This is a genomic window from Natronorubrum sp. A-ect3, from assembly GCF_041821125.1.
Taxonomy (GTDB): Archaea; Halobacteriota; Halobacteria; order Halobacteriales; family Natrialbaceae; genus Natronorubrum; species Natronorubrum bangense.
Window position 1 is genome coordinate 110015 of record NZ_JBGUBB010000002.1, and the last position, 26400, is coordinate 136414.

Sequence of the window (26400 nt, forward strand, 5' to 3'; positions counted from 1 at the left end):
GGTTCTCAAGCCACTTGGGTATTCCCTGCGTCGGGATTCCAAGAAAATAGCGCGAAACTGAACGTATGGTCTTTCTAGAAGTCGCGACCGAACTCGTCGAAGACCTCGAGGTCGTCGGGGAGCTCGTACTCGATGCGTCGCTGCTCCTGTCGGTTGATGCCGGCGTCGTCGAGGGATGTTGCGACGTCCTCCCAGCCCGGTTTGATCTTGACGCTCTTGGCCGGTGCGCCGATGGCGATGTGGTGGGCAGGCACGTCGTGCTGGACGATTCCACGAGCGCCGACGATGGCGTTTTCGCCGACTTTACAGCCGGCACGGACCATCGCGTCGTAGGTGAGCCGAACGTCGTCCTCGACGATCGTGTGGTAGTTTCGGACCTCGGTCTGGTCGACGACATCGTGATCGTGACTGTAGATATGGACACCGTCTGAAACCGAGACTCGATCGCCGATGGTGAGTTTCCCGCGATCGTCCAGGTGAACGTCGTCATGGACGACGCTGTTGTCGCCGATGGTGATGTTGTGTCCGTAGGTGAACGTCACGCCCTTGAAAAATCGGCAGTCGTCACCACACTCCTCGAAGAGATGGTCGGCGAGCATTCGGCGAAATCGCAGGGCGAACTCGACGTTGTCTGCGATTGGTAGACTGTCGAACTGTCGCCAGAGCCACTGAAGGTGTTTCGAGCGACGGAACTGCGCTTCGTCTTTCTCGGCGTAGTACTCGCTTTCGAGGGTGGTGTTACAGGGATCGTAACTCTGCAAGCGGACACGCTCGGCTGGGGTAGTCGACTCCCCATCCTGCCAGCGTTCGTAGGCCTCGCGGTCGCCGGAGAGATCGATCAGGACATCCTCAACGACCGAACAGGTGCTCTCGTCGCTTGCCAGTCGCTGGTCGACCTCGTCGATGAACTCACGCATCCCCGCCTCCGCCTCGTCGGGGAGCGAGACGTACCGCTTTGTCATACTCCGAGGTATTGCCCGCAGAGTTCATAGGGGTTCGGTTGTGCGGACACGTTGCCAGCATTCGTCCGAGCGAGACCTGTGGGACCGCTCAGTAACGTCATTTGCCCGACTGCCAGCGCAGAACCGTCACAGATTGCTGCAAAATTTTCTGGTATCGCCGACACGATCGACAATTATTAACTGTCTCGATCCGGAGACATCGAACGAATGTCGTCCGATGGACGGAGTCGTGGTCGCTCGTCGGCTGCATCGACGGAGAGTGTTCCGACTGACCCGCAGATCGATGCGTGGTTATGACTGCCGTCCAGCAGTCTCTCGCGGCGATCCGCTCGTACTGGACTGCTCTCGAGCGAGATTGGCAAAGCGTCGCCGTCGGGGCGGTGATCGTCGTCCTGACGGTCGTTTTCGAGATACAGATCCCCTGGTAGCGAGATGTCCGCCTACCGGCTGCTTCCGGGGCTCGTCGTTCTCTGTCTCGGAGCGCTTGCTGCGCGTGCCATCGGCCTCACCGTCGGGCTCAACCACCTGCTCGTCGCCATCGCGCTCGGATTCGCGCTAGCGAACGGCCCCGGCGTCCCCGACCGTCTCAGACCGGGGATCGAAACCCACAAGCTCTGGTTAGGTGCTGGCATCGTCCTCATGGGCGCGTCGTTGACGCTCGAGGCAATCCTCGAGGTCGGGGCCACTGTCTTGTTGGTCGTCGCGCTCGTTATCGCCGTGACGATCGTCGTCGTCGAAGTGCTCTCACGGAACGTTTTCGGGCTCGCCGAGCAGCTCGGCTCGTTGCTTGCTGCTGGGGCCAGTATCTGTGGCGTGTCGGCCGTCGTCGCGGTTGCGGGGGCGATCCGCGCACGGGAAGATCAGATCGCCTACGCGGCGGCGACGGTGTTGTTGTTCGACGCGATCACGATCGTCGTCTATCCGATCGTCGGTGGACTGCTCGGCCTCTCGGACGTCGTCTTCGGGGTCTGGGCTGGTGTCAGTATGTTTTCGACGGGGCCGGTCGTCGCGGTCGGCTTCGCCTATTCGGAGGTCGCCGGTCAGTGGGCGACGATGACGAAACTTTCACGCAACGCCTTGATCGGCGTCGTCGTCCTCGCGTATGCGAGCTACTACGCCCAGCAGGGAGAGGGTGGTCGCCCGTCTATCGGACTGCTCTGGGCGGAGTTCCCGAAGTTCGTGCTCGGCTTTATTGCGCTCGTCGTCCTCGCGAGTGCGGGTGTCTTCTCCCCAGCCCAGGAGGCCACGATCGAAAACGCCTACAACTGGCTGTTTCTCCTCGCGTTCGTGGGACTCGGTACAGAAATCCGGATCGCCGAACTCCGGAACACTGGCGTGACACCTGCGATTGTTGTTCTGGTGTCACTGCTCCTCGTCAGCGCGTTCTCGCTTGCGCTGCTCGTACTGTTATTCTGAGAGCTTGTCGAAGACCGCGGCAATACTTGCGAACACGGCTGTGGCTGTCTCGTTGCCGTGGAATCGAACGGTTCGATGATCGCTTCCACGTGATACACCTGATTTCCGGCTCGAGTTCCATCGCTTCGGGAGTTCGGCGACAGTTCGAAACCCGACTTTCATTGCGGTAGGGCGGTTGCTGCCTCGGTTCTGCGGTCGGGACCGTCCGAACGGCCATTCCGTGTGTAACACATATGCATGAAAACGAGAGCTTTGCTGCTTTTCGGTTGCACACCAAAGAATTGCAGGGGAGCAAGGTGGTACAAGTCCCTAGCGAATACGGGGTGATACTCATGGAACGCACCTATTCGCGTCGTTCTGCGCTACAGCTTGCTGGAGTTGGCTCGGTTGTTTCGCTTGCGGGCTGTTCGTCTGTTCTTGGCGGCGGCTCTTCGGTTCGTATCTCGGGTGGGGTCGGCCCACTGCCAATGGTCGAAGTCTGGGCGGATCGCTACGAATCGAACACGGACACATCGTTCGACATCTCCGGCGGCGGCACTGGCGTCGGCGTCTCCGACGTCTTAGGCGGCCAGGTCGATATCGCGATGATGGGCCGCGAACCCGAACCGGAAGAGATCGACCAAGGGCTGTTCGCCGTCCCCATGCTCATCGACACCGTCGTCGCGACGGTCAACGCCGACAACCCCGTTCTCGAGGAACTCCAAGAAGACGGACTGAGCCGCGAGGACCTCGAGGCCATCTTCACGAAAGAGGTCACGAACTGGGGCGAGGTCGTCGACGCCGACGTCGACGAGGAGATCACAGTCTACGGGCGCTCGGACGCCTCCGCAGCCTACAAACAGTGGGGCGATTTCCTCGGCGGCGAGGACGACGCCTACACCGAGAGCGAACTCGAGGATCTCTCGGACGGCAACCACAACGGCGACCAGCCGGTCGCCGAAGCCGTCGGGTCGAACGAGACTGCCATCTCGCTGAACAACATCAACTACGTCTACGATCTCGAAAGCGGCGACCTCGAGGGCGACATCCGGCCGGTGCCACTTGACGACGACGGCGACGGGACGATCTCCGAGGACGAAGACTTCTATGACACCCGCGAGGAGTTCCTCGCCGCCGTCGAGGAGGGCCGATATCCGGCACCGCCGGCACGCGAGATGTACCTCGCTTCCGACGGCCCGTTCGACGAGGAGGCTCACGACTTCGTCGAGTGGGTGTTGACCGAGGGCCAGGAGTACGTCCGAGACAACGGCTACGTCCCGCTCGAGGCGGACAGACTCGAAGAGGCACAGGACGATCTGGCCGAGGGGCCGTAGCTGAACGATGGCAGGGTCGACGGAGTCCAGGAGTCAACGGCGACTCGATCGGCGGCTCCTGATCGAACGTTTGAGCAGCCGCTGGCTGCAGGGAGCTGGCTACTTCGCCATCGCGCTGTTTGCCCTGATCGTGCTGGCATTGCTCTACCAGTCGCTGCCGCTGCTGTCGGAGTACTCGCTGGTGCAGGCACTGACGTCCTCGAACTGGGACCCCGCACAGAACGAGTTCGGCTTCCTGCCAGCGATCGTCGGCACGATCTACGTCACTGCGCTCACGATGGCGATGGGGACGCCGATCGCGATCCTCGCAGCGATCTACATCGCCGAGTACGCCGAGGGACGGGCGAAGACGATCGTCTCGTCGTTTATCGACGTGCTCGCGGCGATCCCGAGTGTGATCTTCGGGCTGGTCGCACTGATCGTCGTCGTCCCCTTTGTCGGCGACTATCTTGCGCCGGCCGTCGGCTCGAGTGCGACCGGTCTTGGCATCTTCACAGTCAGTCTCGTGATGGCGATCGTCGTCACCCCCTTCATGATCTCGCTGTCCGTCGAATCCCTCGAGGCCTTGCCCGACGAGCTTCGGGAGTCCTCGCTCGGCGTCGGCGCGACGAAGTGGGAGACGATCCGGTCGGTGCTGTTGCGGGCTGCTGGCCCCGGCATCTTCTCGGCCGTGTTGCTCGGCTTCGGTCGTGTCTTCGGCGCGACGATCGTGCCTGCGATGCTGATCGGCGGCCAGACCCACCTGCCGAGCTCACCGTTTGCGACGGGCCAGACCTTGCCGACACTGATCGTCAACGATTTCGGTGAGCTGATGAGCCTGCCGTTGACACAGTCGGCGCTGATCTTCGTCGGCCTCATGCTCGTGCTCGTCGTCTGGCTGTTCAACTTCACGGCGATGCTCGTCCGCCGGCGACTCCAGCGGAGGTGGCAGTACTGATGGACCGACACGCCAAAGGGCGGTTGTTCGGCCTCCTCGCTCGTGGCGCAGCCGCGCTCGTCGTCGCCGTGATGGTGCTGGTCGTCGCCGTGACGATCTACCGTGGCGGCCGGGTCTTCCTTACGGATCCCGCAATCGCGATTACGCCGCCGGGCTCTCGATACATGCTCGAGGGCGACGGCGGCTTCCTCCATGCCGTCCTCGGCAGTCTGTTCATCGTCGTTCCGGCGACGGTCGTCTCGGCGGTGCTTGCCGTCTCGACGGCGATCTATCTCCAGAGCGATTACTCGAGCGAGCGGTTCTCGGACGTGGTGAACATGTTCCTGAACGTGCTCTGGGGGACGCCACCGATCGTCTACGGGGTGTTCGTCCTGACGATCATCATCGCGATCGGTGCCCGAACGAGTCTGTTCTTCGGGATCATCGCGATCGCGATCTTCCAGTACCCGATCATGACCCGCTACACCGACGAGGCGTTGCGCTCGGCTCCTGAGACGGTCAAGGAGGCAACCTACGGCCTCGGCGGGACACGATTCGAGGCCGCGCTGATGACGTTCCGCGCGGCGCTGCCGGGGATCATCGCCGGGATCATCATGGGCTTTGCCCGCGGCATCGGTGACGCTGCGACGGTGTTGTTCACCACTGGTCGAAGTACGAACATGCCGGGTGGCCTCTTTGAAGGGGCAACGACGCTCCCGGTTCTCATCTTCGATCAGGCGATGTCGTTCAACGCCGAGGTTCGCTCACACGCCTACGCGGCGTCGTTCGTCCTCATCGTTGCCGTCCTCGCGTTGATCATCGTCTCGAAACTGCTCGCTGGACGCTATGCACGCTACGCACCAGGAGGCCGCCACTCATGACAGACACTGCACTTACCACCGACAACCTCGCCGTAACGTACACCGGAAACCGCGACGTCGAGGCGCTGAAAGGCGTCTCGATCGAGTTCCCAGCGAACCAGCTGACGGCCATCATCGGCCCCTCGGGCTGTGGGAAATCGACGCTGCTCAAATCGCTGAACCGACTCCACGAGATCCAGCCCAACGTCGAGATTTCGGGCGACGTCCTGTTGGGCGAGCAGTCGGTCTACGACACCGACGAGCCGGTGCCGGAGCTTCGCAGACGGATCGGCTACGTCCCGCAGACGCCGACCGCACTGCCCGTGTCGATCTACGAGAACGTCGCCTACGGGCTGAAAATCCACGGTGACTACGACTCGAGAGCCGAACTCGATGATCGGGTTGAACACTACCTGCGGAAGGTCAACCTCTGGAGCGAGGTCAAAGACCGGCTCGACGCCCCCGGCGCGGAGCTCTCGACCGGCCAGATCCAGCGACTTTGTCTCGCTCGCTCGCTGGCCGTCGAGCCGGAAATCTTGCTCTGTGACGAGGTGACGTCGGCGCTCGATCCCGTCTCCGCCGAAACCGTCGAGGAGACTCTCGAGTCGCTCAAAGACGAGTATACGATCATCATGGTCACCCACAGTATGGATCAGGCAAAACGGCTCGCCGACGAGGTCGTCTTCCTCTATCTCGGCGACTGCATCGAGACGAACGACACGCGGTCGTTCTTCGAAAACCCACAGCACGACCGCACCGCGGAGTTCGTCTCAGGACACACCGTGGTCGGGGACGACGATGATGAGGAGTCGGAGCCGGCATCGACTCCGCACACGGTCGCAGCCGAGCGATAACACGACACGCCAGTTGTCATCGCGTTCGACAGCCGGGCCGGTGACAGAATATATTTAGCGCCCGGGTGCGAGTGGCCGACATATGTCTAATGGCGCGTTCGAAGGGTACGGTGGACGCCACGTTCCCGACCCCCTGCAGGAACCACTCGAGCAACTCGCAACTGCGTACGATGAGGTCGCCGACACCGACGCGTTCCGCGCGGAACTGCGCGATCTGCTCGAGACGTTCGCTGGCCGACCGACGCCGCTGTACTATGCGAGCACGCTAAGCGACCGGTACGGAGCCGACATCTACCTCAAGCGAGAGGACCTGCTCCACGGCGGGGCCCACAAGATCAACAACGCACTCGGGCAGGCCTTGCTGGCCAAACAGAGCGGCCGCGACCGGATCATCGCCGAAACCGGCGCGGGCCAACACGGCACCGCGACCGCGATGGTCGGTGCGTTGCTCGATCTGGAGACGGAGATCTACATGGGCGCGAAAGACGTCGCCCGCCAGGAGATGAACGTCTTCCGGATGCGACTGATGGGTGCCGAGGTCAACGAAGTGACCCGCGGCGACGAAGGCCTCGCCGACGCCGTCGACGCGGCGCTCGAGGACTTCGCGAAAAACGTCGACAACACCCACTATCTCGTGGGCAGCGTCGTCGGCCCTGACCCGTTCCCGCGGATGGTTCGGGACTTCCAGAGCGTTATCGGCCGCGAGGCCCGCGAGCAGTTCCAGGAGCGAACGGGCGAGTTACCCGACGCAGCTGTCGCCTGCGTCGGGGGCGGCTCGAACGCGATCGGTCTTTTCCATGCGTTCCGTGACGACGATGATGTCGACTTCTACGGTGCCGAAGGCGGCGGCAAAGGTGCTGACTCGAGTCGGCACGCAGCCCCGCTCGATTCGGGGAAAGACGACGTCATTCACGGGATGAAAACGCGCGTGATCGACGACGATGTCGAGGTCCACTCCGTTTCGGCGGGGCTCGATTACCCCGGCGTCGGCCCCGAACACGCCATGTACCGTGCGGTCGGCCGCTGTGAGTACACTGGCGTCACCGACGAGGAAGCGCTCGCTGCCTTCCGCGAACTCAGCGAAACCGAGGGGATCATCCCGGCTCTCGAGTCCAGCCACGGCATCGCCCGCGCGATCCAACTCGCCGAAGCCGGCGACCACGAGACGATCCTTGTCAATCTCTCCGGACGCGGCGACAAGGATATGGAAACCGCGGCGTCGAAGTTCGACCTCTAATCGGCGTCGACCATCGCTCGAGTCGAACTCCGTTCTACAGTGCCGAGCGAATACGCTTCGCCAGCTGTGTCGCCTCGTCGCCAGTCAGCTGCCCACGAGACAGCGACAGCGCCACGCCGTCGCCCTCGCTCCGGGGAACGAGGTGGACGTGGGCGTGGTCGATATCTCCAACTAGTGGCCCGCTGGTGTGAAAGACGCTGAACCCGTCGGCCTCGAGCGCCGTCTCCAGTGCCGTCGCGACGGTTCGAACCGTTTCGAAGACCGCGCTCGCGGTCGGTTCGTCGATCGTCAGGACGTCTTCTTCGTGGCCGCGCGGGACGACGAGCGTGTGTCCCGTTACTGCCGGGTTGCGATCGAGAAACGCACACGTTTGTTCATCTTCGTAGAGGACGTGAACCGGCTGGTCTCCGGCGACGATCCGACAGAACTCACAGTCGTCACTCATACTCGAACTGTCTCGTGGACAGATATATAGCCATCCCCGCCAGTGCCGTCCCCGTCCGACGCGCCGGCGTCGGAACCGCCTACAACAGACCGTACGCTTCCTCGAGCGTTCGATACTGCTCGAGATACGCCTCGGCGACGGCCGAGCGGTCGTAGTCGGCAAACCGGTCGTCGAACGTGCGGTGCTCGAGGTCGCCGGCCGCGAGGATCGCATCGGCGAGTTCCGCCTCGCTCGTCGTTCGAAAGCCCCGGTCCCAGCCTTCGACGAGTTCGTGGGCGCTCGAGTCGACGTGGTACTCGACGATGCCGACACAGCCCGATGCCAGCGCCCACAGCATCTCCGTCGGGAACACGCAGTGTTCGGCCGTCTGTGCGAAGACGTGTGCGCCCCGGTAGGCGGCGATGCGCTCCTCGAGCGAGCAGTCGCCGGCGAACGAAATTCGATCGTCGATCCGGAGATCACTCGCGAGGCGTTCGTACATCGCTCGTTCGGGACCGTCGCCGATGACGGTCGTCTGCCAGTCACGGTCGCGAAGCTCTGCCAGCGCGAGCAGCAGGCTCTCGAGGTTTGCCGCCTCGTCGAGTCGGCGGGCGTAGATCACGTCGACCTGCTCGCCCGGCGGCACGTCCTGAATGCGCTCGAGGTCGACCGGGTTCGGAATCGTCTCGATGAGTTCGCCGTCAGCACCCCGTTCGCGGACCCACGTTGCGACGAGTTCCGACGGCGTGACGAGACGAGCCCCGCGTTTCGCTGCCAGTTGTATCCACCGATCGTTGTCGATCCCGCCGTCGCCGTACCACTCGACGACCAGTGGTGCACGCGCGAGCGTTGCCCCCCAGCTGGCTGCGAGGACCGCTGCAGAGGGCTGTGCGCGCGTGTGAACGATATCAGGGGCGGCGGCTGCGAGGACGAACGGCAACCGGACGAGAAACGACCTGCGGGCCTCGAGACCAGTGACAACGCCGTGATACGTAATCCCATCCTGCTCGAGGGTCGACGTTTCGCCGGCCCAGAACTTGGCACAGTAGCAGTGCACGTCGTGACCGTGAGAAGCCAGCAACTCGAGAGCAGTCTGGAACCGGTGGTTCGTCTCGGTATCGCGGTGAGAAGCCGTTTCGAACGAGACGAACGCGACACGCATATGACGCGGGACGTAGTGCCGGGATAAAAAATCACTTCTTTCCTCGAGTCGGCTGTTCCGGCCGTCTCTCGTGTCGTCACCGGGCGCTACTCGTCGTCATCGCTGGACGTCGAATCAGAGATAAAATCGGCGATTCCGTCGATGATGCTGTCGTCTTCGTCATCTGCATCATCGTCATCCTCGTCGCTTTCGTCGTCTCCATCGTCCGCGTCATCGCCATCGCCGTCTCCGTCGTCTTCATCATCCGCGTCATCTGCACCGTCGTCGTCTTCATCATCCGCGTCGTCCTCGTCATCTGCGTCTTCGTCATCCTCGTCATCCGCGTCGTCCTCGTCATCTGCGTCATCGTCATCCTCATCATCCGCGTCGTCCTCGTCATCTGCGTCTTCGTCACCCTCGTCATCCGCGTCGTCTTCGTCATCCGCATCATCTGCGTCCTCGTCGTCTTCGTCATCCGCGTCGCCCTCGTCGTCCGCATCCGCATCGCTTTCATTGCCTTCATCGTCTGCATCATCGCCGTCGTCACCACCTATCGAGTCATTGTCCGTCTCTGTCTCTTCGGTGTCCGTCTCGGTTGTCTGCTCGTCGTCACCAATGTCGATCGAGTCGGCGTTGTCGTCTGTCTCGGACTCGCCGGTGGAGAATCCGGCGCCGACGGCTGCGATCGTCATTCCGAACGCAACGAGGACAACCAGAATCGTCACAACGACTGCTGCAGTCGATGTCCCGCCGTGACCATCGTCGCTACTCCCGCCTGTCCCTTGCATTACTGGATGGATCTGTTTCGACGGTTTTTGTTACGCAGGGCATTCGGTCCCCTGGTGTCCGCGAGTGTCTTCCGGTTGTCCTGACACGGTTCTGTACCCCGCTCGAGACGACTACCCACGCGCTGGCTGCTGGCCGATGGCGATGTAGGGCCTGCCTAGGGTCTCGACTGAGCGGGCGCGATGAATCACATGCCCGTTGTGCGACCAGCTGTGCACCGACGGGCAGTGAGTCCCGTGTCCCACGTGCCGACTGCTCGAGTGATTTGGATGTGAAACCGGCTTCTAATCTCCGTAACCCAAACGACTACGCCCTCGAGCGGCTAGCTGCGCGTATGAGCTACGAGATCGACCGCTATCTCAACATCCGAAGCGCCTACGGTGCGTCGTTTGGCCCCGACGGCGAACGGCTCTCGTTTCTGATGGATACGACCGGCACGGCACAGGTCTGGACGCTCGAGGCCCCCCGGGTGTGGCCCGAGCAGCGAACGTTTGACGACGAGCGGGTTACGTTCGCCTCGTGGTCACCTGAACACCCCGAACTGATTTTTGGGATGGACGAAGGCGGCAACGAACGCGCCCAGTTGTTCCGGCTGGACGCCGAAACGGGCGTGATCGAGAATCTGACAGCGATGCCCGACGCGAAACACCGCTGGGGTGGCTGGAGTCACGACGGCGAGCGCTTCGCGTTCGCTTCGAACCGCCGCGACGAATCCGTCTTCGATATCTACGTGCAGGAACGCGAGGAGTCCGGCGACGAAGCAACGCTCGTCTGCGAGGGCGACGGCTGGCTCTCGCTGTCGGGCTGGGGTCCTGACGACTCCCGCTTGCTGGTCTCGCAGGCGTACTCGAACTTCGATCAAGATCTGTACGTGCTCGACCTCGAGGCCGACGAGCCTGAACTCGAGCATCTCACGCCCCACGAGGGGGACGTCCGCTACGGTAGCGCCAGTTGGGCCCCCGACGGCGAGGGCGTCTATCTCGTCACCGACGAGGGCGACTCGGACACGCTGTATCTGGCGTATCTCGACCTCGAGAGTGGTGAGTTTGACACTGTGGTTGAAGGAGACGGATGGAACGTCGACGGCATCGCGCTGGACGAGGAGACGGGCCGATTCGTCTACTCACGAAACGTCGAGGGCTACACCGAACTCACCGTTGGCGAGTTCGACGCTGACGACCCGACTGCGTTCGAGACGTTCCCCGAGCCCGACCTGCCGGGTGGCATCTCCGGCGGCGTGAGCTTCGATCCCGACGCCGAGCGATTTGCGCTGTCGACAACCGGCGATACGGTCAACACGAACGTCTTCGTGGTCGACATCGAAAGCGGCGAGGCCGAGCGCTGGACCGATGCCCCGACGGCTGGCATTCCCCACGAGTCGTTCGACGAATCCGAACTCGTCCACGTCGAGAGCTTTGATGGACTCGAGGTGCCGGCCTTCTTTACGCTGCCCAACGACGCCGAGGACGGTGCCACGCCGGTCATCGTCGACATCCACGGCGGCCCCGAAAGCCAGCGTCGGCCGTCGTTCTCGAGTGTCAAACAGTACTTCGTCGATCGAGGCTACGCTTACTTCGAGCCGAACGTCCGCGGGTCGGCCGGGTATGGGGCCGACTACGCTGCTCTCGACGACGTCGAGAAACGGATGGATTCGGTGGCCGACATCAACGCCTGCGTCGAGTGGCTTCACGACCATCCGGCCGTCGACCCCGACCGAATCGCCGCCAAAGGTGGCTCCTACGGCGGGTTCATGGTGCTCGCGGCGCTGACTGAGTATCCCGACCGCTGGGCGGCAGGCATCGACGTCGTCGGCATCGCCAACTTTGTCACGTTCCTCGAGAACACCGGCGACTGGCGGCGCGAACTGCGCGAAGCCGAGTACGGAAGTCTCGCCGAGGACCGCGAATTCCTCGAAGAAATCTCGCCGACGAACAACATCGAGCAGATCGAGGCCCCACTGTTCGTCCTCCACGGTGAGAACGACCCGCGTGTGCCGGTCGGCGAGGCTGAACAGATCGCCGAGAAAGCCGAACAGCAGGGTGTTCCAGTCCGGAAGCTGATCTTCGACGACGAAGGCCACGGCTTCTCGAAACTCGAGAACCGGCTCGAGGCCTACTCAGCGATCGCGGACTTCCTCGACGAGCACCTCGGCTAGCGCGGACGATAACACTCCCCTTGAGACGGCATGACACTAATTAGTGTCAACCACGAATACCGTGTTATGCCCCACGTGGACAGGATACTGCGGGTCGACCTCTCTGCCGAACGAACGACGAGTAGCGAGATTCCCGACCGGTGGCTCGAGAACTACGTCGGGGGCAAAGGAATGGGCGCGCGCTATCTCTACGAGGAACTCGAGCCGGGGACGGACCCGGAGGCACCGGCGAATATCCTGCTGTTCATGGTGGGGCCGCTGACCGGATACACGCCCGGCGAGCAGCGGTACGCGGCGATCACGAAATCGCCGTTGACCGGAGCGTTTCTGGACTCCTACGGCGGGGGCTCGTTTCCCAGTCGGCTGGCCGGCTCGCTTGGTGACCACCTTGGAATCCTCGTTACAGGCGAGGCCGACGAACCGGTCGTGCTCTCGGTCACAGACGGCGAGGCGACACTCGAGCCCGCCACGGCGCTCTGGGGACTCGATGCTACGGAAACCTGTGCGCGATTCCCAGACGCTGCGGTCGCCTGTATCGGCCTCGCCGGGGAGTGTGGCGTCCGGTATGCGACGATCGCATCTGACGGCGGTGACCACCACGCCGGACGGGGCGGTGCGGGGACCGTGATGGGGGCGAAGAATCTGAAGGCCGTCGTCGCCCATGGAGCGGTGCCAAACGGGCTCGCCGACCTCCGAGATCGGTACGGCGAGGCGTTCGCCGAGAGCGATGCAGGACGCTGGCTCGCCGCGAGTGACACGCTCGAGACAGTCGACTTCGCCAACGAGGTGGGCGTGCTTCCGACCCGTGGCTGGCAGGCGGGACAGTTCGACGGGGCTGACGAAATCGGCATCGAGCGCGTTCGCGAAGACGCCCATGGACGAGAACGTCCTGACGACCACGTCCCGGGTGGGTTTCAGGTCGATAGCGACGAGGGAGAGAGCGTTCCGCGTGGTGCGACGCCGATCGTCCTCGGCGCAGGGCTCGGGATCGACGACTTCGACGCGGTTGCGACGCTGGGTGCGATCTGCGATCGGCTCGCCATGGACGTCATCACGGCCGGGAACGCCATCGCGTGGGCGATCCGGGCGAGCCAACAGGGGGTGATCGACCGTGAGCTCTCCTTTGGCGATGAGGCGGCTGCTCGAGCGCTTATCGACGAGATCGTCACCCAGTCAACACCGCTCGGCGAAGCGCTCGCAAACGGTGTCGAGGCTGCGGTCGGGCGCTTTGGTGGCGAGGACCTGATTCCGACCGTGAAAGGCATGGAACTCTCTTCGTACGATCCGCGCGGGGCGGAGACGATGGCGCTGGCGTACGCCACGAGCGATCGTGGCGGCTGTCATCGCCGTGCCCGGCCGGTCGAACTCGAGGCAGTCGGCGATGCGCCGGATCGAGACTCCCGAGTCGATGCCGTGATCGCCGAACAGAACCGCCGGGCAGTGCTGTGGAGTCTGATCGTGGACGACTTTCTCGCGGAGGTGTTCGAAACGGACCACGGGGCAGAGTGGCTCGCCGCCGTCGGCTACGACCTCGAGTCGGCCGCTCTCGAGCAGGTCGGCGAACGGATCTGGACGCTCGTCCGCCTGTTCAATGTCCGTGAAGGCTTCACTCGAGCGGACGACGAGTTGCCGGAACTGTTGACGGAACCGCTCGGCGACGGCTCGAGCGAGGGAACTGCCATCGATCGGGCGACGTTCGACGCGTTGCTTGATCAGTACTATGCGGCACGCGACTGGGATCGTCTGGGTCGGCCGACTGCGGAGCTCCGCAACCGACTGGACCTGGAGGGTGTTTTCGATGAGAAAACGTCGGTTTCGCAGTCACCCACACACGACAGGGTGACGGAGCCGACCAACGACAGCTGACACGGGCTGCCGTTCCAGCCGATCGAACCGACAGTGTCAGGAAATGACGCCGGTCTTTGTCGCCACTTCGCGTGCCGCTCGCTCGTCCATGCCGTCACCAAGGATCGTGTACCGATCACGGATTTCGTGACAGGTAGTCAGCGCTTCGATAACGGTTTCGTCGTCGATGCCAAGCCCGTCGGCAGTCGTCGGCGCATCGATACTGGCCAGCGCGTTCCGAATGTCCTGCCAGATGCCGCGTTCGCCGCCGTGGAGATACGCGGTCATGATCGAGCCAACGCCGACCTGATGGCCGTGTAAGGCTGCGCCGGGGGCGAGTCGATCGAGCTGGTGTGAGAAGAGATGCTCTGCACCACTTGCCGGTCGGGACGAGCCGGCGATGCTCATCGCGACGCCCGACGACATGAGCGCCTTCGTGACGACCCAGGACGACTCCTCGAGTCCCGGCCGGATGAGGTCGGCGTTGTCCACGAGAATCTCGGCAGTCATCTCCGCGAGCGCGGCCGCGTACTCGGAGTACTCGACGTTTTTCAGCCGATGGGCGAGCCGCCAGTCCATTACGGCAGTGTAGTTCGAAATGATGTCTGCACAGCCTGCCGTCGTGAGCTCCCACGGCGCGTCGGCCAGAATCTCGGTGTCTGCGATGACTGCAAGCGGTGGCTCGGCCGCGACGCTGTGTCGGGTGTCTCCGTCCGGAACGGAGCCACGATTACTGACGATCCCGTCGTGGCTGGCTGCTGTCGGCACCGAACAAAAGCCCATCTCGAGGTGATAGCTCGCCATCTTGGCGATGTCGATGGCCTTTCCGCCACCGATGCCGACGAGATAGGAGACGTCCTCGGCGTTGGCGGTCTCGATCACTCGCTCGACGGCGTCGAACGTCGCTTTCTCGATCGTGACGACGGCGGGGTCGACGCCGGTGGCTTCGAACGCTGCGACGATCGGCTCCGCGGCGACCTCCCGTGGCGTCGGACTGGTCACGAACAGCGGCCGACCGTGTAAATGCAGATCATCGATGACGTCGACGACCTGATCGATGACTCCGTGACCGACGACGACGTTTCGCGGCAGGCGAATCCATGCCGACTTTTCGAACATACGTGCTCTCACTCACCCGTGGGCCATGTGTTTTTCCCGTTACTCGAGCGCTCGACGATCTCGATGCCCGCACCACTGTCTCGGTCAGAGCGTCTCGAGAATCCCTAGCACTCGCTCTTCTGCCTCTCGATCCGGGCCGTGCTCGCTGCCGTCGCGGTCGCTCTCGAGATGGGAGTCGACGGCCCGTTCCATGGCTTCCTCAAGCGGCGTCGATTCCCAGCCGAGTGCGGTGAGTTTCGCCGTCGAGAGGATATGTGGGTATGCGCGGTACAGCAGGTAGTCCTCGAGATCGATCCCGCCTGCCTCGAGTTCGTGCTGGCCGGCGTGGACGATCTCGACGTCCGTCTCTAGCTGCGCTGCAATTACATCGACCAGTTCCTCGAGCGTCGTGAGTCGCCGGTCGCCGACGTTGTACGCCTCGCCAGGCTCGCCGCGTTCGGCGACGATCCGAAGCGCGCTGGCGACGTCCTCGACGTAGGCTCGATGCCAGATGTTCGTTCCGTCGCCGGGAACGAGCACGCGATCGAACCGGTTCACCCGGTCGATCCACCAGTCGAGGCGTTCGGTGTAGTCATGTGGCCCGTAGACGATACACGGCCGGACGCTCATCGCGTTGCGTCCTTTCTCTGCGGCCGCAAAGACCGCACGATCGCCTTCGGCCTTGCGGTTGCCGTAGGTGTCACTCGAGTCGTCGATCGCCTGCTCGGTCGTACAGGACTTGAGTGGCGTCTCGCCTTCGCGTTTGGGGAGTTCCTCACGGCCGTAGGCTGCACCGCTCGAGACGTAGACGTACGCCTCGCAGTCGTCGAAGATCCGCGTCGCTGCCTGCACGTCTTTCGGGTGGTAGGCGACACAGTCGAAGACAGCGTCGGGGTCGACCGTGGTTGCGGCAGCCTCGAGCGCCGAGTCGTTCGTCCGGTCGCCTTCGATGTGGCTGACGCGGTCGTCAGTCTCGAAGGGGTTGTCGTGGCTCCCTCGATTGAAAATCGTTACATCATACTCGTGCTCGAGTAACTCTTCGACGAGATGGCGGCCGATAAACCGCGTGCCGCCGATGACGAGTGCGTTGTCCATGTCCGTTCGTCGTCGCTGCCGGGGAAAGGTTCAGCGGTCTGTGGTGCGTCGTGTGTCGCGGTTGGGTGTCATGGCTGTGGCTCCGAACCAGACCAGTTTTTTCGGCTCGTCTCTGACAGCCAGTATGGGCGGCACCTACGTTCTCGTCATTGATCTCGCTCGAGCGGCGACTCTCGACGTCGGCGCGTTGGGTGCGTGTGCGTTTCCCGCCGGAACCTACGCGTACGTCGGCAGCGCCTTTGGCCCGGGCGGGTTCGCCCGCGTCGATCGCCACCGCGAACTCGCCGCCGGCGAGCGCGAGACTCGCCATTGGCATATCGATTATCTGCTCGGCCACCCGGAGACGACCCTCGAGTCAGTGATCAGATTCCCCGACGCCGACCGGGAGTGTGAGCTGGTAGCCTCACTTCCCGGCGATCACGTCCCCGACTTCGGGGCGTCGGACTGTGGCTGTGAGGCACACCTGCTCGAGTCACCGGGTGCTGATGTCGTCTGCGAGGCAGCGACCGACGCCGGCGGCGTCGTCGACGCCAGCCGTTGAAATTGGGCCTCTGAGTTATTACGAATGCGTGTGAACCAGTAGCTATGAGTGAGTCAGATTCCAGCACCGATCCACTGCTCAACGACGACGCGATGGCCCAGTTCCCCGTTCCGGCGTTCGACGAACTACCCGACGATCTACAGGAACGAATCGCCGCAGAAACCGACCGCGCCGGCTTCACGCCGAACGTGTTCTCGGCAATGGCGTACAAACCCTCCCACTTCCGCGCTTTCTTCCAGTACCACGACGCCCTCGTTGAGGATGCCGCCTTAGAGCGTGAGGAGATCGAGATGATCGTCGTCGCCGTTTCGGGTGTCAACCACTGTTATTACTGTAACGTGGCCCACGGGGCGCTCGTCCGGATCTACGCCGACGACCCCACACTGGCCGACCAACTCGTCGCCAACTACCGGACGGCGGATATCAACGAGGCCCACCGAACGATGCTCGACGTCGCCGTGACACTGACCGAGCACCCGACCGAGGTCGAACCGGACGACCTCGAGGCGCTGCGCGAGGCCGGTTTCAGCGAGGAGGCGATCTGGGATATCGCGGCGGTCACCGCGTTCTACAACCTGAGCAACCGGCTCGCGATGTTCGCCGGGATGCGACCGAACGACGAGTTCCACACGCTCGGCAGGGAGTAGTGGAATCGTCGCGGTCGACGGCTTGGTAATCGACACGGTCGCGTGAAACAAACGGCAGAAATTTAGCCATCACTAAATATTAAGTTAGTCGCCCGAAAAGACAAATCTGTCAATGGAGGTGATGAGACAACGGCAAACGAACTGACATCGCTTCGATTCACCATTACCGGGCGTGATCGTGCCAGGTGACACAGGCCCGGTACACAGCGGAAGCCGGTATGTGGGTACGACACGGCGTTTCGACAGGTGGTCAGTCTCGTAACTTCCGTCCGTAACCCGCTCCTATAGCCCAGTAACAATCCGCTGTTTCGCTCTCACGACCATACTTCTTGACGGTCTATTACGTGATTCGTGCCGCAATCTCTTCAGTGCTATCGTTTAGATACATCTAACTAATTCGGTAGCCACTCATCTCCTCGTGATAGTAGAGCGACCTCCAAGAGACGTGGTCATCAACTGAAACGGGTCGTGAACTGCTGTCCCGGCATAACTCTGAGGCAAGTCGTCGGTGTACGGAAACTGATACTGGGCCGTTCGTATCAGTGGCCGCTCTGCCGTCCGTTCGGTTCGACGTGGCGACCGGAACCGATGACGGTCGCTCGATTCACTCGGCTACTACGGCCAGCCGTTTCAGTCGTCACTCGTGGCGACGCTTGCCGACTCGGCCTCGAGTTCGGTCTCGGGCACGCCGGGCAGTTCGTTACGGACGTCGTCGCTCCCCTGCTCGGTGATCGCCTCGTGGTAGGCGTCGGGCATGATTTTGACGAAGCACTCGAGTTCGCGCTCCCAGTTTTCGAGCAGGTGTTCGCCCCGCTCGGAGCCGGTGTAGGCGACGTGGTTCTCGACGAGTCGTCGCAGCATCTGTTCGTCCTGGTCCTCGAGTTCGTCGTACAGCGAGACCATCCCGGTGTTCGCGCGGTCGGCGAACTCGCCGTCGGGGTCGTAGACGTAGGCGACGCCGCCGGACATGCCGGCCGCGAAGTTCTTGCCGGTCTCGCCGAGCACAGCGACGACACCACCGGTCATGTACTCACAGCCGTGGTCACCAACGCCTTCGACGACGGCCTTGGCTCCGGAGTTCCGGACGGCAAATCGCTCGCCAGCGACGCCGTTGACGTACAGCTGTCCGTCAGTTGCACCGTAGAGCGCAACGTTGCCGATCGCGATGTTTTCGGTCGGATCGTAGGTCGCCGTCTCGGGCGTTCGAACGGTGAGTTTTCCACCCGAGAGCCCCTTGCCGACGTAGTCGTTGGCGCTGCCGTCGAGATGCATCGAGACGCCGCTTGCGAGAAACGCTCCGAAGCTTTGGCCGGCTGTCCCCTCGAGGTCGACCGAAATCGTATCTTCGGGGAGGCCGGGTTCGCCGTAGCGGCTGGTGATGCGATTCGAGAGCATCGCGCCGACGGTTCGGTCGACGTTCGTCACGTCGGCCGAGAGCATGACCGGCTCCTCGCTTTCGATCGCGTTGGCGGCGGCCTCGATGAGGTCACGATCGAGTTGGGCCTCGAGTTCGTGGTCCTGCTCGCGGATCTTGCGCCGAACGTCGCCCTCGGGTTCGGCCAGCACCCCCGAGAGGTCGACGCGGCGGGCTTTCGGATGGTCGATGTCCTCGCGTTGGGTGAGCACGTCGACCTGGCCGATCATCTCGTCGATCGTCTCGAAGCCGAGTTCGGCCATGAGCTCACGCAGCTCCTGGGCGATGAACGTCATGTAGTTGATGACGTGTTCCGGCTCGCCAGGGAAGCGCTTGCGCAGATCCTCACGCTGGGTAGCAACCCCGACTGGGCAGGTGTTGTTGTGACACTGCCGGGCCATCACGCAGCCCGAGGTGACGAGGCTGGCGGTACCGAAAACGTACTCCTCAGCACCGAGCAAGGCGGCGACGGCGACGTCGCGGCCGGTTTTCATCCCACCGTCGGCGGAGACGCGAATGCGGTCGCGCAGCCCGGTCGCACAGAGCATCTGGTTCGCTTCGGCGAGGCCGAGTTCCCAGGGGAGACCGGCGTTTTTGATCGACGTTCGTGGCGAGGCACCCGTCCCGCCGGAGTGGCCCGAGATGTGGACCACGTCGGCGTTTGCCTTCGCGACACCCGCTGCGACCGTGCCGATGCCAGCCTCGGAGACGAGTTTGACGTTGATGCCTGCCTCCTCGTTTGCCGCTTTGAGATCGAAGATCAGCTGTTTCAGGTCCTCGATCGAGTAGATGTCGTGCAGTGGCGGCGGCGAGATGAGGCCGACCCCCGGCGTCGACTTGCGGACGTGGGCGATCATCTCGTTGACCTTCTGTCCGGGGAGATGGCCCCCTTCGCCGGGCTTCGAGCCCTGTGCCATCTTGATCTGCAACTCGTCGGCACTCGAGAGATACGTCGAGGTGACGCCGAAGCGGCCCGAAGCCACCTGCTTGACGTTGCACTCTTTCTCGGTGCCAAAGCGCTCCGGCGGCTCGCCACCTTCGCCCGAGTTCGACTTGCCGCCGATGCGGTTCATGGCGATCGAGTTGTTCTCGTGAGCTTCCGGCGAGAGCGAGCCCAGACTCATCGCGGCCGTCGAGAAGCGCTGGACGATGTCTTTGATCGGCTCGACGTCCTCGATCGGCACCGGGTCGCGATCGGAGTCGAACTCGAGGAGTCCACGCAGGGTCTGGAGGTTCTGTTGTTGGTCGTTGATCAGCTCGGCGAATTCCCCGTAGCGTTCGTAGTCGTTCGAGCGGACGGCCTGCTGGAGCGTGCCGACCGTATCCGGATTCCACTGGTGGTGGATCCCGCTCGAGCGGTGTTCGAACTCGCCGTGGCGGTCGAGGTCGCTGTCGTCGTCTTCGAAGGCCGAGCCGTGACACTCGCGGACGTCCGCCTCGAGTTCGGCGAGACCGATCCCTTCGGTGCGGTTCTCGGTGCCGTCGAAGTACTCGGCGACGAGGTCCGAATCGAGGCCGACGGCCTCGAAGATCTGGGCTCCTTGGTAGCTCTCGACCGTCGAGATCCCCATTTTGGCCATGATCTTCAGCAAGCCGTCCTCGAGTGCGCCGACGTAGGCGTCGATTGCGGTCGCCGTATCTGCGCCGTCGGAGCCAGCCGTGATGTCAGCGATCGTCTGGTAGGCGAGGTACGGGTTGATCGCGCCGGCGCCGTAGCCGACGAGCGTCGCCATGTGGTGGACGGTTCGGGGGTCAGCGGACTCGACGACGAGGCCGACGTGGTTGCGCAGGCCGTTTCGCACGAGATGGTGGTGGACGCCGCCGGTCGCGAGCAGGCTCGGGATCGCGGCTCGGTTCTCGTTGACGCCTCGGTCGGAGAGGATCAGCACGTCGTGGCCCGCTTCGATTGCGTCGACGGCGTCCTCGCGGACGCGTTCGATCGCCGTCTCGAGGCCAGTTCCCAACTCCTCGCTCGCGGGCTCGTAGGTAATATCGATCGTCGCCGCCGTGATACCGTTTGCCGAACAGTCACGAATCGACTCGAGGTCGCCGTCGGTGAGAATCGGCGACTCGAGGACGAGTTGTCGAGCGTGTTCGGGCGACTCGGTGAGGAGATTGCGCTGGTAGCCGAGTCGGCTCTCCATCGACGTCACCAGCTCCTCGCGGATGTAGTCCAGTGGCGGGTTGGTAACCTGGGCGAACAGCTGTTTGAAGTAGGAAAACAGCGGCCGGTTGAACTCGGTGAGCACCGACAGCGGCGTGTCGTCGCCCATCGAGCCGACGGGGTCTTTCCCCTTTTCCGCCATCGGCTCGATCATGTTGTCGAGTTCGTCGTGGGTGTAGCCAAAGGCAGCCTGATGGGTACGCAGGTTCGAGACCGACTGGCGGGGCGAACTGTCGTCGCTCGTCCGGATGTCGCCGAGTCGGACCTGTTCTTGCTCGACCCACTCGCCGTACCGGTCGTCAGTGAGGTCCTCGAAGACCTCGTCGTCGGGGATGACGCGTCCCTCGTTCGGATCGGCGAGGAACAGCTGTCCTGGCTTGAGTCGGCCGCGTTCTTCGATCTCCGCGGGGTCGGTCTCGAGTGCGCCGGCCTCGCTGGCCATGATCAGACGGTTGTCCGTCGTCACGTCGTACCGACATGGTCGGAGGCCGTTCCGATCGAGAACGGCACCAACGCGTTCGCCGTCGGTCGCCGCGACGAGTGCGGGGCCGTCCCACGGCTCGACCAGCGAGGCGTGGAAGTCGTACCAGTCCTTGCGGTCTTGGTCCATCGCGTCGTCGCCGCGCCAGGCTTCGGGGACGAGCATCCGCAGGGCGTGCTCGAGGTCCCGACCGTCCTGCATCAGCAGTTCGAGTGCGTTGTCGACGCTTGCGGTGTCCGACTGGTCAGGGTCGTCGATGATCGGCTTGACCGCCTCGAGATCCTCCAACACGTCGCTCTCGAGGTCGGTCTCGCGGGCGCGCATCCAGTTGATGTTGCCCTGGATGGTATTGAACTCGCCGTTGTGGATGATGTTCCGGTATGGGTGAGCGAGATGCCACGCGCCGAGTGTGTTCGTTGAGAACCGCTCGTGGACCATCGCGAACGTCGACTCCATCCGGGAGTCAGTGAGATCAGGGTAGTAAGAGGCGACCTGCTCGCCTTTGAGTAGCCCCTTGTAGACGAGCGTCTCCGAATCGAGCGAGCAGACGTAGAAGCGCTCTGCGCCGTCGATATCGGCGGCCTCAACCTCGTTTTCGAGTGCTCGGCGAGCGACGTAGAGCCGCCGGTCGAACGCGTCGCCAGTGCTGTCGTCAGTCGGCGTGACGACGACCTGCCAGACGTCCGGTTCGGCGTCGACGGCCGTCTGGCCGAGGTCCGCGTTGTTCGTCGGCACGTCGCGCCACTCGAGGGCCTCGAGGTTGTAGGTCTCGAGCGAATCCTCGATGATCGAGATCAGTTCCTCGCGTGCCGCCTCGTCCTGTGGGAAAAAAATCGAGCCGACGGCGTAGGTGTCGGGTAGATCGGCCTCGAGAACGCCTTCGAAGAACGCATCTGGCATCTGCAACATGATCCCCGCACCGTCGCCGGTGTTTTTTTCCGCACCAGTCGTCCCGCGATGCTCGAGATTGACGAGAAGCTCGAGTCCGTCAGCGACGATGTCGTGTCCTCGGTTTCCATCAAGATCCATGACAACGCCGACACCGCAGTTCGACCGCTCGTCGGTGGGGTCTGCAAGCCCCCGCGAACGCTTGGCAGACATGTGTGGCTGTGACATACCTACAGATAGCGAAAACACCTATAAGAGGCTGATCCATAATGACTAAGTGTATTATAGACACATATAATCAGATATAAGGTGTATTGTCTGGAATGAAAGTTAATAATATATCGTACGTCCGTGGGCCGTTTGTAATACTGTCAGCTCATAGCTGTGTCCGACGGTGTCACTGCGTCGTCGAGTAGAGATAACTGCCCGGAGAGGGCAGAAGTGTCAGAGGCACGTAGTGCTCACCCACCAGAGTGAACACCACGCAAACTCATTATCTTGCTATCCATAAGCAGTATGCGGTTAAAGAATTAGGTTTGTCTGTAACTAACTATCATGAACGCCTTAGGGGCGGATCTGATGTGAGTGCTTCCGGGGCCGTTCTGTCTCTCGGTTTCGACCACGACGGCGCTAGTGGTTTCTCGATCCTGTTAGATAACTGATTATATATCAAATAACGCACATATACACTCCGTCAAACAGACCGACGAATTTCTCCTTCGGTCTCCGGATGTCGGTCTCAGTACGACTTCGCGAAGTAGGCGATTTCCTCCGCCGGTTCGCCACAGACCGCACACGTCGCGTCGTCGTCCTCGGGGGCTTTCGGCTTGGCCGCTGTCTGGCCGCCCTCTTCCTCGAGGGGTTGCATGACGATCTCGGCGGCGACTTTCTCCTTGATCGCCTCCTCACACGCTTCGTCGCCACACCACGGCACCTTCACGTATCCGCCGTGTTTGCCAATTGTCCCCATGATATCCTCGGGGCTGTCGGCCGTCCGGATGTTCTCCTCTAGGTTCTCCTCGGCGGTGGCGTACAGTTTGGCATAGACGGTCTCGAGGTGGTCGTCGACGCTCTCGACGATCTCGTCGCGGTCCTCGACGGCCTCCTCGTTGTCGGGGCGATGAACCAGCGTGACCTCCTCGTCTTCGACCTCGTAGGGACCGATCTCGAGGCGCAGCGGCACGCCGTTTAGCTCGTGTTCGTTAAATTTGAAGCCGGGATTGCGCTCGTCGCGGTCGTCGAGTTCGACGCGGAATCCGGCCGCCTCGAGGTCGTCGGCGATGTTCTGGGAGTACTCGAGGACGTCGTCTTTGGTGTCGTCCTGCCAGATGGGGACGATGACGACTTGCGTCGGCGCGATCGTCGGCGGGAGCACGAGCCCCTGATCGTCGGAGTGAGTCATGATCAGCGCGCCGATCGCTCGCCAGGAGAGGCCCCACGAGGTGGTGTAGGCCGTCCGCTCTTCCTCGTCTTCGTCGGCGAAGGTGATGTCGAACGCCTCGGCGAAGCTCTGGCCGAGATTGTGACTTGTCGCCCCCTGAACGGACTTGCCGTCGGGCATCAGCGCTTCGACCGTCGTCGTCGTGTCGGCGCCGGGGAACTTGTCATGTTCTGGCTTCTTGCCGCGCAGGACCGGGATCGCCAGCACGTCCTCGTAGAGATTTTCGTACTGACCGAGTCGAGTCCAGACCTCATCCCAGGCACCCTCGTTCGAGGCGTGGGCCGTGTGGCCTTCCTGCCACATGAACTCCTTCGTCCGGAAGAACGGCTTCGTCTCCGTCGCCTCCCAGCGAACGACCGAACACCACTGGTTGAGCCGCAGCGGCAGGTCGCGGTGGCTACGGGTCCAGTCGGCCATGAAGGGCGCGATGATCGACTCACTGGTCGGTCGGACGGCGAGGCGCTCCTCAAGTTCGTCGTGGCCGCCGTGGGTCACCCACGCGACCTCGGGGTCGAAACCTTCGACGATGTCCTTCTCGCGTTCTAAGAAGCTCTCGGGGATGAACATCGGGAAGTAGACGTTGTCGACGCCAGTTGCTTTGAACTCGCTGTCGAGGGCGTCCTGAATGCCTTCCCACAGCGCGTAGCCGCGCGGTTTCGTGACAATAAAGCCACCCATCGGGGCGTAATCCGCGAGACCTGCCTTCTGGACGACTTCGGCGTACCAGTCGCCGGGCTTGTGCGATTTCGACTCGGTGATACCGAGTTCTTGACTCTCGTCGCTCATTGTGTCGATATGCAGTCAGCGCGGGCTTAAACCATGCGAAGGCAGATCCACCCTGAAAACGGGGCGAGAACGGCCGGTCAGTTCATTCCGGTTCTCGGAGCTTTATGCAGGTGTGTGACACAGAACTGGACATGAAAGCGATTCAGGTAGCCGACTACGGCGACAGCGACCAACTCGAGCTCGTCGACGCCGACCTGCCGGAGCCAGGTCCGGGAGAGGTCCGCCTCGAGGTCGAGGCAGCGGGGATCAACTTCGCGGACATCATGCAACGCCGTGGCGTCTATCCGGGCGGTCCCGACGCACCGTATCATCCCGGCATGGAGGCTGCGGGCACGATTGACGCGACCGGGGAGGGCGTCGGATTAGATGAGGGCGACCGCGTCGTCGCGATGCTCAACGGCGGCGGCTACGCCGAGTACGCGACCGCGAACGCACAGATGCTCTTCCCGATTCCTGAGGGGATGGGCTTCGAGGAAGCCGCCGGCTTCCCCGTCCAGTTTCTCACCGCCCACAGCTGTCTGTTCGAGTGGGGCGGCCTCGAGGCAGGCGAATCGGTCCTGATCCAGGCCGCCGCAGGCGGCGTCGGCACGGCCGCGGTCCAGCTCGCTTCGAACCATGGGGCGGAGGTCTTCGGCACCGCGAGCACACAGGAGAAACTCGACCTCGCCGCCGAGTTGGGCTGTGAGCATCCGATCAACTACACCGAGACTGACTTCCGCGAGGTCGTCGACGACGAAACAGACGGCGAGGGCGTCGACCTCGTCTTAGAGAGCGTCGGCGACGACGTCTTCGAGCGCAGCCTCGACGCGATGGCTCATTTCGGCCGGATGGTTACCTACGGCGTCGCCAGTGGCGTTCCAGCCGCAGCCGAGAACCGCCGCCTGCTGTTCGAGAACAAGTCCGTCAACGGCTTCCACCTCGGCCAAGCCGCCACCCACGACCCGAGTCGGATCATGAAAGCCGTCCCCGAACTCACCGAGAGCCTGACGACCGGCGACCTCGAGGTCATCGTCGGCGAGTCGTTCGCACTCGAGGACGCAGCCGAGGCCCACCAGTATATCGAGGATCGCAAGAGCTCCGGCAAAGTCGTGTTGAAACCCTAACTCGGCAGCCGACTCTGTTGGAATACAATTCTACAGATGTGTTTTCGCATGAAACACACGTTCAGTACAGATGCAGACCGAACTTTTGCGCTGCGGGCGCGACGGATCGCGCCCTCGGCAAAACTTCGATGAAAAGCACTCCTCCCTCCCCTACGGGTCGGTCGTCGGCCCGCTCGCTCATTTCAGTCGCTCGCGGTGAGTGCACACTGCTCCGCCTGTACTGATCGTCCAAGTTGGCCAACCCTACACCCTCGAGAACGTCCACCGAAGCCCCACCTTCTACTTACGATCGGCCGCAAACGAGACCTCCCACTCGAGGTCGTGCCCGACGAATTCAGCCTCGTCCAGCGGTTTCCCACCCTCGAAGCGGAACTCACCAGCGACAGTCTCCCCCTCGAGGACGCCTGGGAGCCAGAGATAGTCGTCGTCCCACATCTGCTCGTAGGGCACGTCGTCGACGGGGACCCACTCGGGATACGCTTCGTCCGAGGCGGTCGGCTCGCCTGCAAACGACTCCGTGCGGTAGACGTGACAGAACGTGTGTCGCTCGCCGTCGAGCAAGAAGGTGAGTTCGCCCGCTTTCTCGAGTGCGCTGGGTTCGACCTCGAGGCCGACTTCCTCGCGGGTCTCGCGGACGGCACACTCGCGTGGGGTTTCGCCGCCCTCGAGTTTCCCGCCGGGGCCGTTGTACCACCCTTCGCCGAGGCCGCGTCGCTTCTCGATCAAGAGCACCGCCGTCTCACCCTCACTTCCTTCCCGCATCGGAAAACACAGCGTCGTCTCGCGCATATCCCAGCGTTCGCTCGCGGTGGGATAAGGGTGTTCGCTCTCGA

General features: G+C 62.8%; 21 protein-coding genes. 12 read left to right on the forward strand and 9 right to left on the reverse strand.

Annotation, left to right across the window (positions count from 1 at the left end):
* Window positions 1-74 precede the first annotated feature (74 nt).
* Window positions 75-962: an acyltransferase gene (locus tag ACERJA_RS07180; protein WP_373607565.1), complete on the reverse strand. Its 888-nt coding sequence runs from the start codon at window positions 960-962 to the stop codon at window positions 75-77.
* 293 nt (window positions 963-1255) lie between these two features.
* On the opposite strand from ACERJA_RS07180, the gene ACERJA_RS07185 reads away from it, so the two are divergent.
* The 7 genes from ACERJA_RS07185 to trpB all read left to right on the forward strand — a co-directional run bounded on the left by ACERJA_RS07185 (window position 1256) and on the right by trpB (window position 7558).
* Window positions 1256-1390 (forward strand): hypothetical protein, encoded by a 135-nt coding sequence (locus ACERJA_RS07185; protein WP_006064932.1) that lies wholly within the window; start codon window positions 1256-1258, stop codon window positions 1388-1390.
* 4 nt (window positions 1391-1394) lie between these two features.
* Window positions 1395-2378 carry a YeiH family protein gene (locus ACERJA_RS07190; protein WP_373607566.1) on the forward strand — a complete coding sequence of 328 codons (984 nt, stop codon included), beginning with the start codon at window positions 1395-1397 and terminating at the stop codon, window positions 2376-2378.
* A gap of 332 nt (window positions 2379-2710) precedes the next feature.
* Window positions 2711-3691 carry a PstS family phosphate ABC transporter substrate-binding protein gene (locus ACERJA_RS07195; protein WP_373607567.1) on the forward strand — a complete coding sequence of 327 codons (981 nt, stop codon included), beginning with the start codon at window positions 2711-2713 and terminating at the stop codon, window positions 3689-3691.
* A gap of 7 nt (window positions 3692-3698) precedes the next feature.
* Entirely contained in the window at window positions 3699-4628 is a 930-nt protein-coding gene (gene pstC / locus ACERJA_RS07200) for a phosphate ABC transporter permease subunit PstC (RefSeq protein ID WP_373607568.1), read from the forward strand.
* Window positions 4628-5488 carry a PstA family ABC transporter permease gene (locus ACERJA_RS07205; protein ID WP_373607569.1) on the forward strand — a complete coding sequence of 287 codons (861 nt, stop codon included), beginning with the start codon at window positions 4628-4630 and terminating at the stop codon, window positions 5486-5488. The genes pstC and ACERJA_RS07205 overlap by 1 nt, the downstream gene beginning before the upstream one ends.
* A complete protein-coding gene (locus ACERJA_RS07210; RefSeq protein WP_373607570.1) occupies window positions 5485-6321 on the forward strand; it encodes a phosphate ABC transporter ATP-binding protein in 837 nt (278 codons plus the stop codon). The genes ACERJA_RS07205 and ACERJA_RS07210 overlap by 4 nt, the downstream gene beginning before the upstream one ends.
* Window positions 6322-6403: 82 nt before the next feature.
* A complete protein-coding gene (gene trpB, locus ACERJA_RS07215; protein WP_373607571.1) occupies window positions 6404-7558 on the forward strand; it encodes a tryptophan synthase subunit beta in 1155 nt (384 codons plus the stop codon).
* Window positions 7559-7592: 34 nt separating this feature from the next.
* Here the strand turns inward: trpB and ACERJA_RS07220 are convergent, their stop codons facing one another.
* The 3 genes from ACERJA_RS07220 to ACERJA_RS07230 all read right to left on the reverse strand — a co-directional run bounded on the left by ACERJA_RS07220 (window position 7593) and on the right by ACERJA_RS07230 (window position 9911).
* The gene (locus tag ACERJA_RS07220) at window positions 7593-8003 is read right to left on the reverse strand and encodes an HIT family protein (protein WP_373607572.1); all 411 of its coding nucleotides are present in this window, start codon (window positions 8001-8003) and stop codon (window positions 7593-7595) included.
* A 79-nt stretch (window positions 8004-8082) separates the two neighbouring features.
* Window positions 8083-9144, reverse strand: coding sequence for a glycosyltransferase family 4 protein (locus ACERJA_RS07225; RefSeq protein WP_373607573.1), 1062 nt, complete (start codon window positions 9142-9144; stop codon window positions 8083-8085).
* 86 nt (window positions 9145-9230) lie between these two features.
* Window positions 9231-9911 (reverse strand): hypothetical protein, encoded by a 681-nt coding sequence (locus ACERJA_RS07230; protein WP_373607574.1) that lies wholly within the window; start codon window positions 9909-9911, stop codon window positions 9231-9233.
* A 332-nt stretch (window positions 9912-10243) separates the two neighbouring features.
* Between ACERJA_RS07230 and ACERJA_RS07235 the strand changes: the two genes are divergently transcribed.
* A complete protein-coding gene (locus tag ACERJA_RS07235; protein WP_373607575.1) occupies window positions 10244-12064 on the forward strand; it encodes a prolyl oligopeptidase family serine peptidase in 1821 nt (606 codons plus the stop codon).
* A 66-nt stretch (window positions 12065-12130) separates the two neighbouring features.
* Window positions 12131-13930: an aldehyde ferredoxin oxidoreductase family protein gene (locus ACERJA_RS07240; RefSeq protein ID WP_373607576.1), complete on the forward strand. Its 1800-nt coding sequence runs from the start codon at window positions 12131-12133 to the stop codon at window positions 13928-13930.
* 36 nt (window positions 13931-13966) lie between these two features.
* On the opposite strand, the gene ACERJA_RS07245 is transcribed toward ACERJA_RS07240, so the two are convergent.
* The gene (locus ACERJA_RS07245) at window positions 13967-15028 is read right to left on the reverse strand and encodes an NAD(P)-dependent glycerol-1-phosphate dehydrogenase (RefSeq protein ID WP_373607577.1); all 1062 of its coding nucleotides are present in this window, start codon (window positions 15026-15028) and stop codon (window positions 13967-13969) included.
* 84 nt (window positions 15029-15112) lie between these two features.
* On the reverse strand, window positions 15113-16102 hold the full coding sequence (locus ACERJA_RS07250; RefSeq protein WP_373607578.1) for an NAD-dependent epimerase/dehydratase family protein: 990 nt from the start codon (window positions 16100-16102) through the stop codon (window positions 15113-15115).
* Window positions 16103-16226: 124 nt separating this feature from the next.
* On the opposite strand from ACERJA_RS07250, the gene ACERJA_RS07255 reads away from it, so the two are divergent.
* Both ACERJA_RS07255 and ACERJA_RS07260 read left to right on the forward strand, forming a co-directional pair.
* A complete protein-coding gene (locus tag ACERJA_RS07255; protein ID WP_373607579.1) occupies window positions 16227-16643 on the forward strand; it encodes a DUF123 domain-containing protein in 417 nt (138 codons plus the stop codon).
* Window positions 16644-16687: 44 nt separating this feature from the next.
* Window positions 16688-17290 carry a peroxidase-related enzyme gene (locus ACERJA_RS07260; protein WP_373607580.1) on the forward strand — a complete coding sequence of 201 codons (603 nt, stop codon included), beginning with the start codon at window positions 16688-16690 and terminating at the stop codon, window positions 17288-17290.
* A gap of 630 nt (window positions 17291-17920) precedes the next feature.
* On the opposite strand, the gene gltB is transcribed toward ACERJA_RS07260, so the two are convergent.
* Window positions 17921-22465: a glutamate synthase large subunit gene (gene gltB, locus ACERJA_RS07265; RefSeq protein ID WP_373607581.1), complete on the reverse strand. Its 4545-nt coding sequence runs from the start codon at window positions 22463-22465 to the stop codon at window positions 17921-17923.
* 511 nt (window positions 22466-22976) lie between these two features.
* On the reverse strand, window positions 22977-24464 hold the full coding sequence (proS, locus tag ACERJA_RS07270; protein ID WP_373607582.1) for a proline--tRNA ligase: 1488 nt from the start codon (window positions 24462-24464) through the stop codon (window positions 22977-22979).
* Between the two features lie 131 nt (window positions 24465-24595).
* Here proS and ACERJA_RS07275 point away from each other — a divergent pair, with 131 nt between their 5' ends.
* Entirely contained in the window at window positions 24596-25567 is a 972-nt protein-coding gene (locus ACERJA_RS07275) for a zinc-binding alcohol dehydrogenase family protein (RefSeq protein ID WP_373607583.1), read from the forward strand.
* Between the two features lie 279 nt (window positions 25568-25846).
* On the opposite strand, the gene ACERJA_RS07280 is transcribed toward ACERJA_RS07275, so the two are convergent.
* Window positions 25847-26356: an 8-oxo-dGTP diphosphatase gene (locus ACERJA_RS07280; protein ID WP_373607584.1), complete on the reverse strand. Its 510-nt coding sequence runs from the start codon at window positions 26354-26356 to the stop codon at window positions 25847-25849.
* Window positions 26357-26400 lie beyond the last annotated feature (44 nt).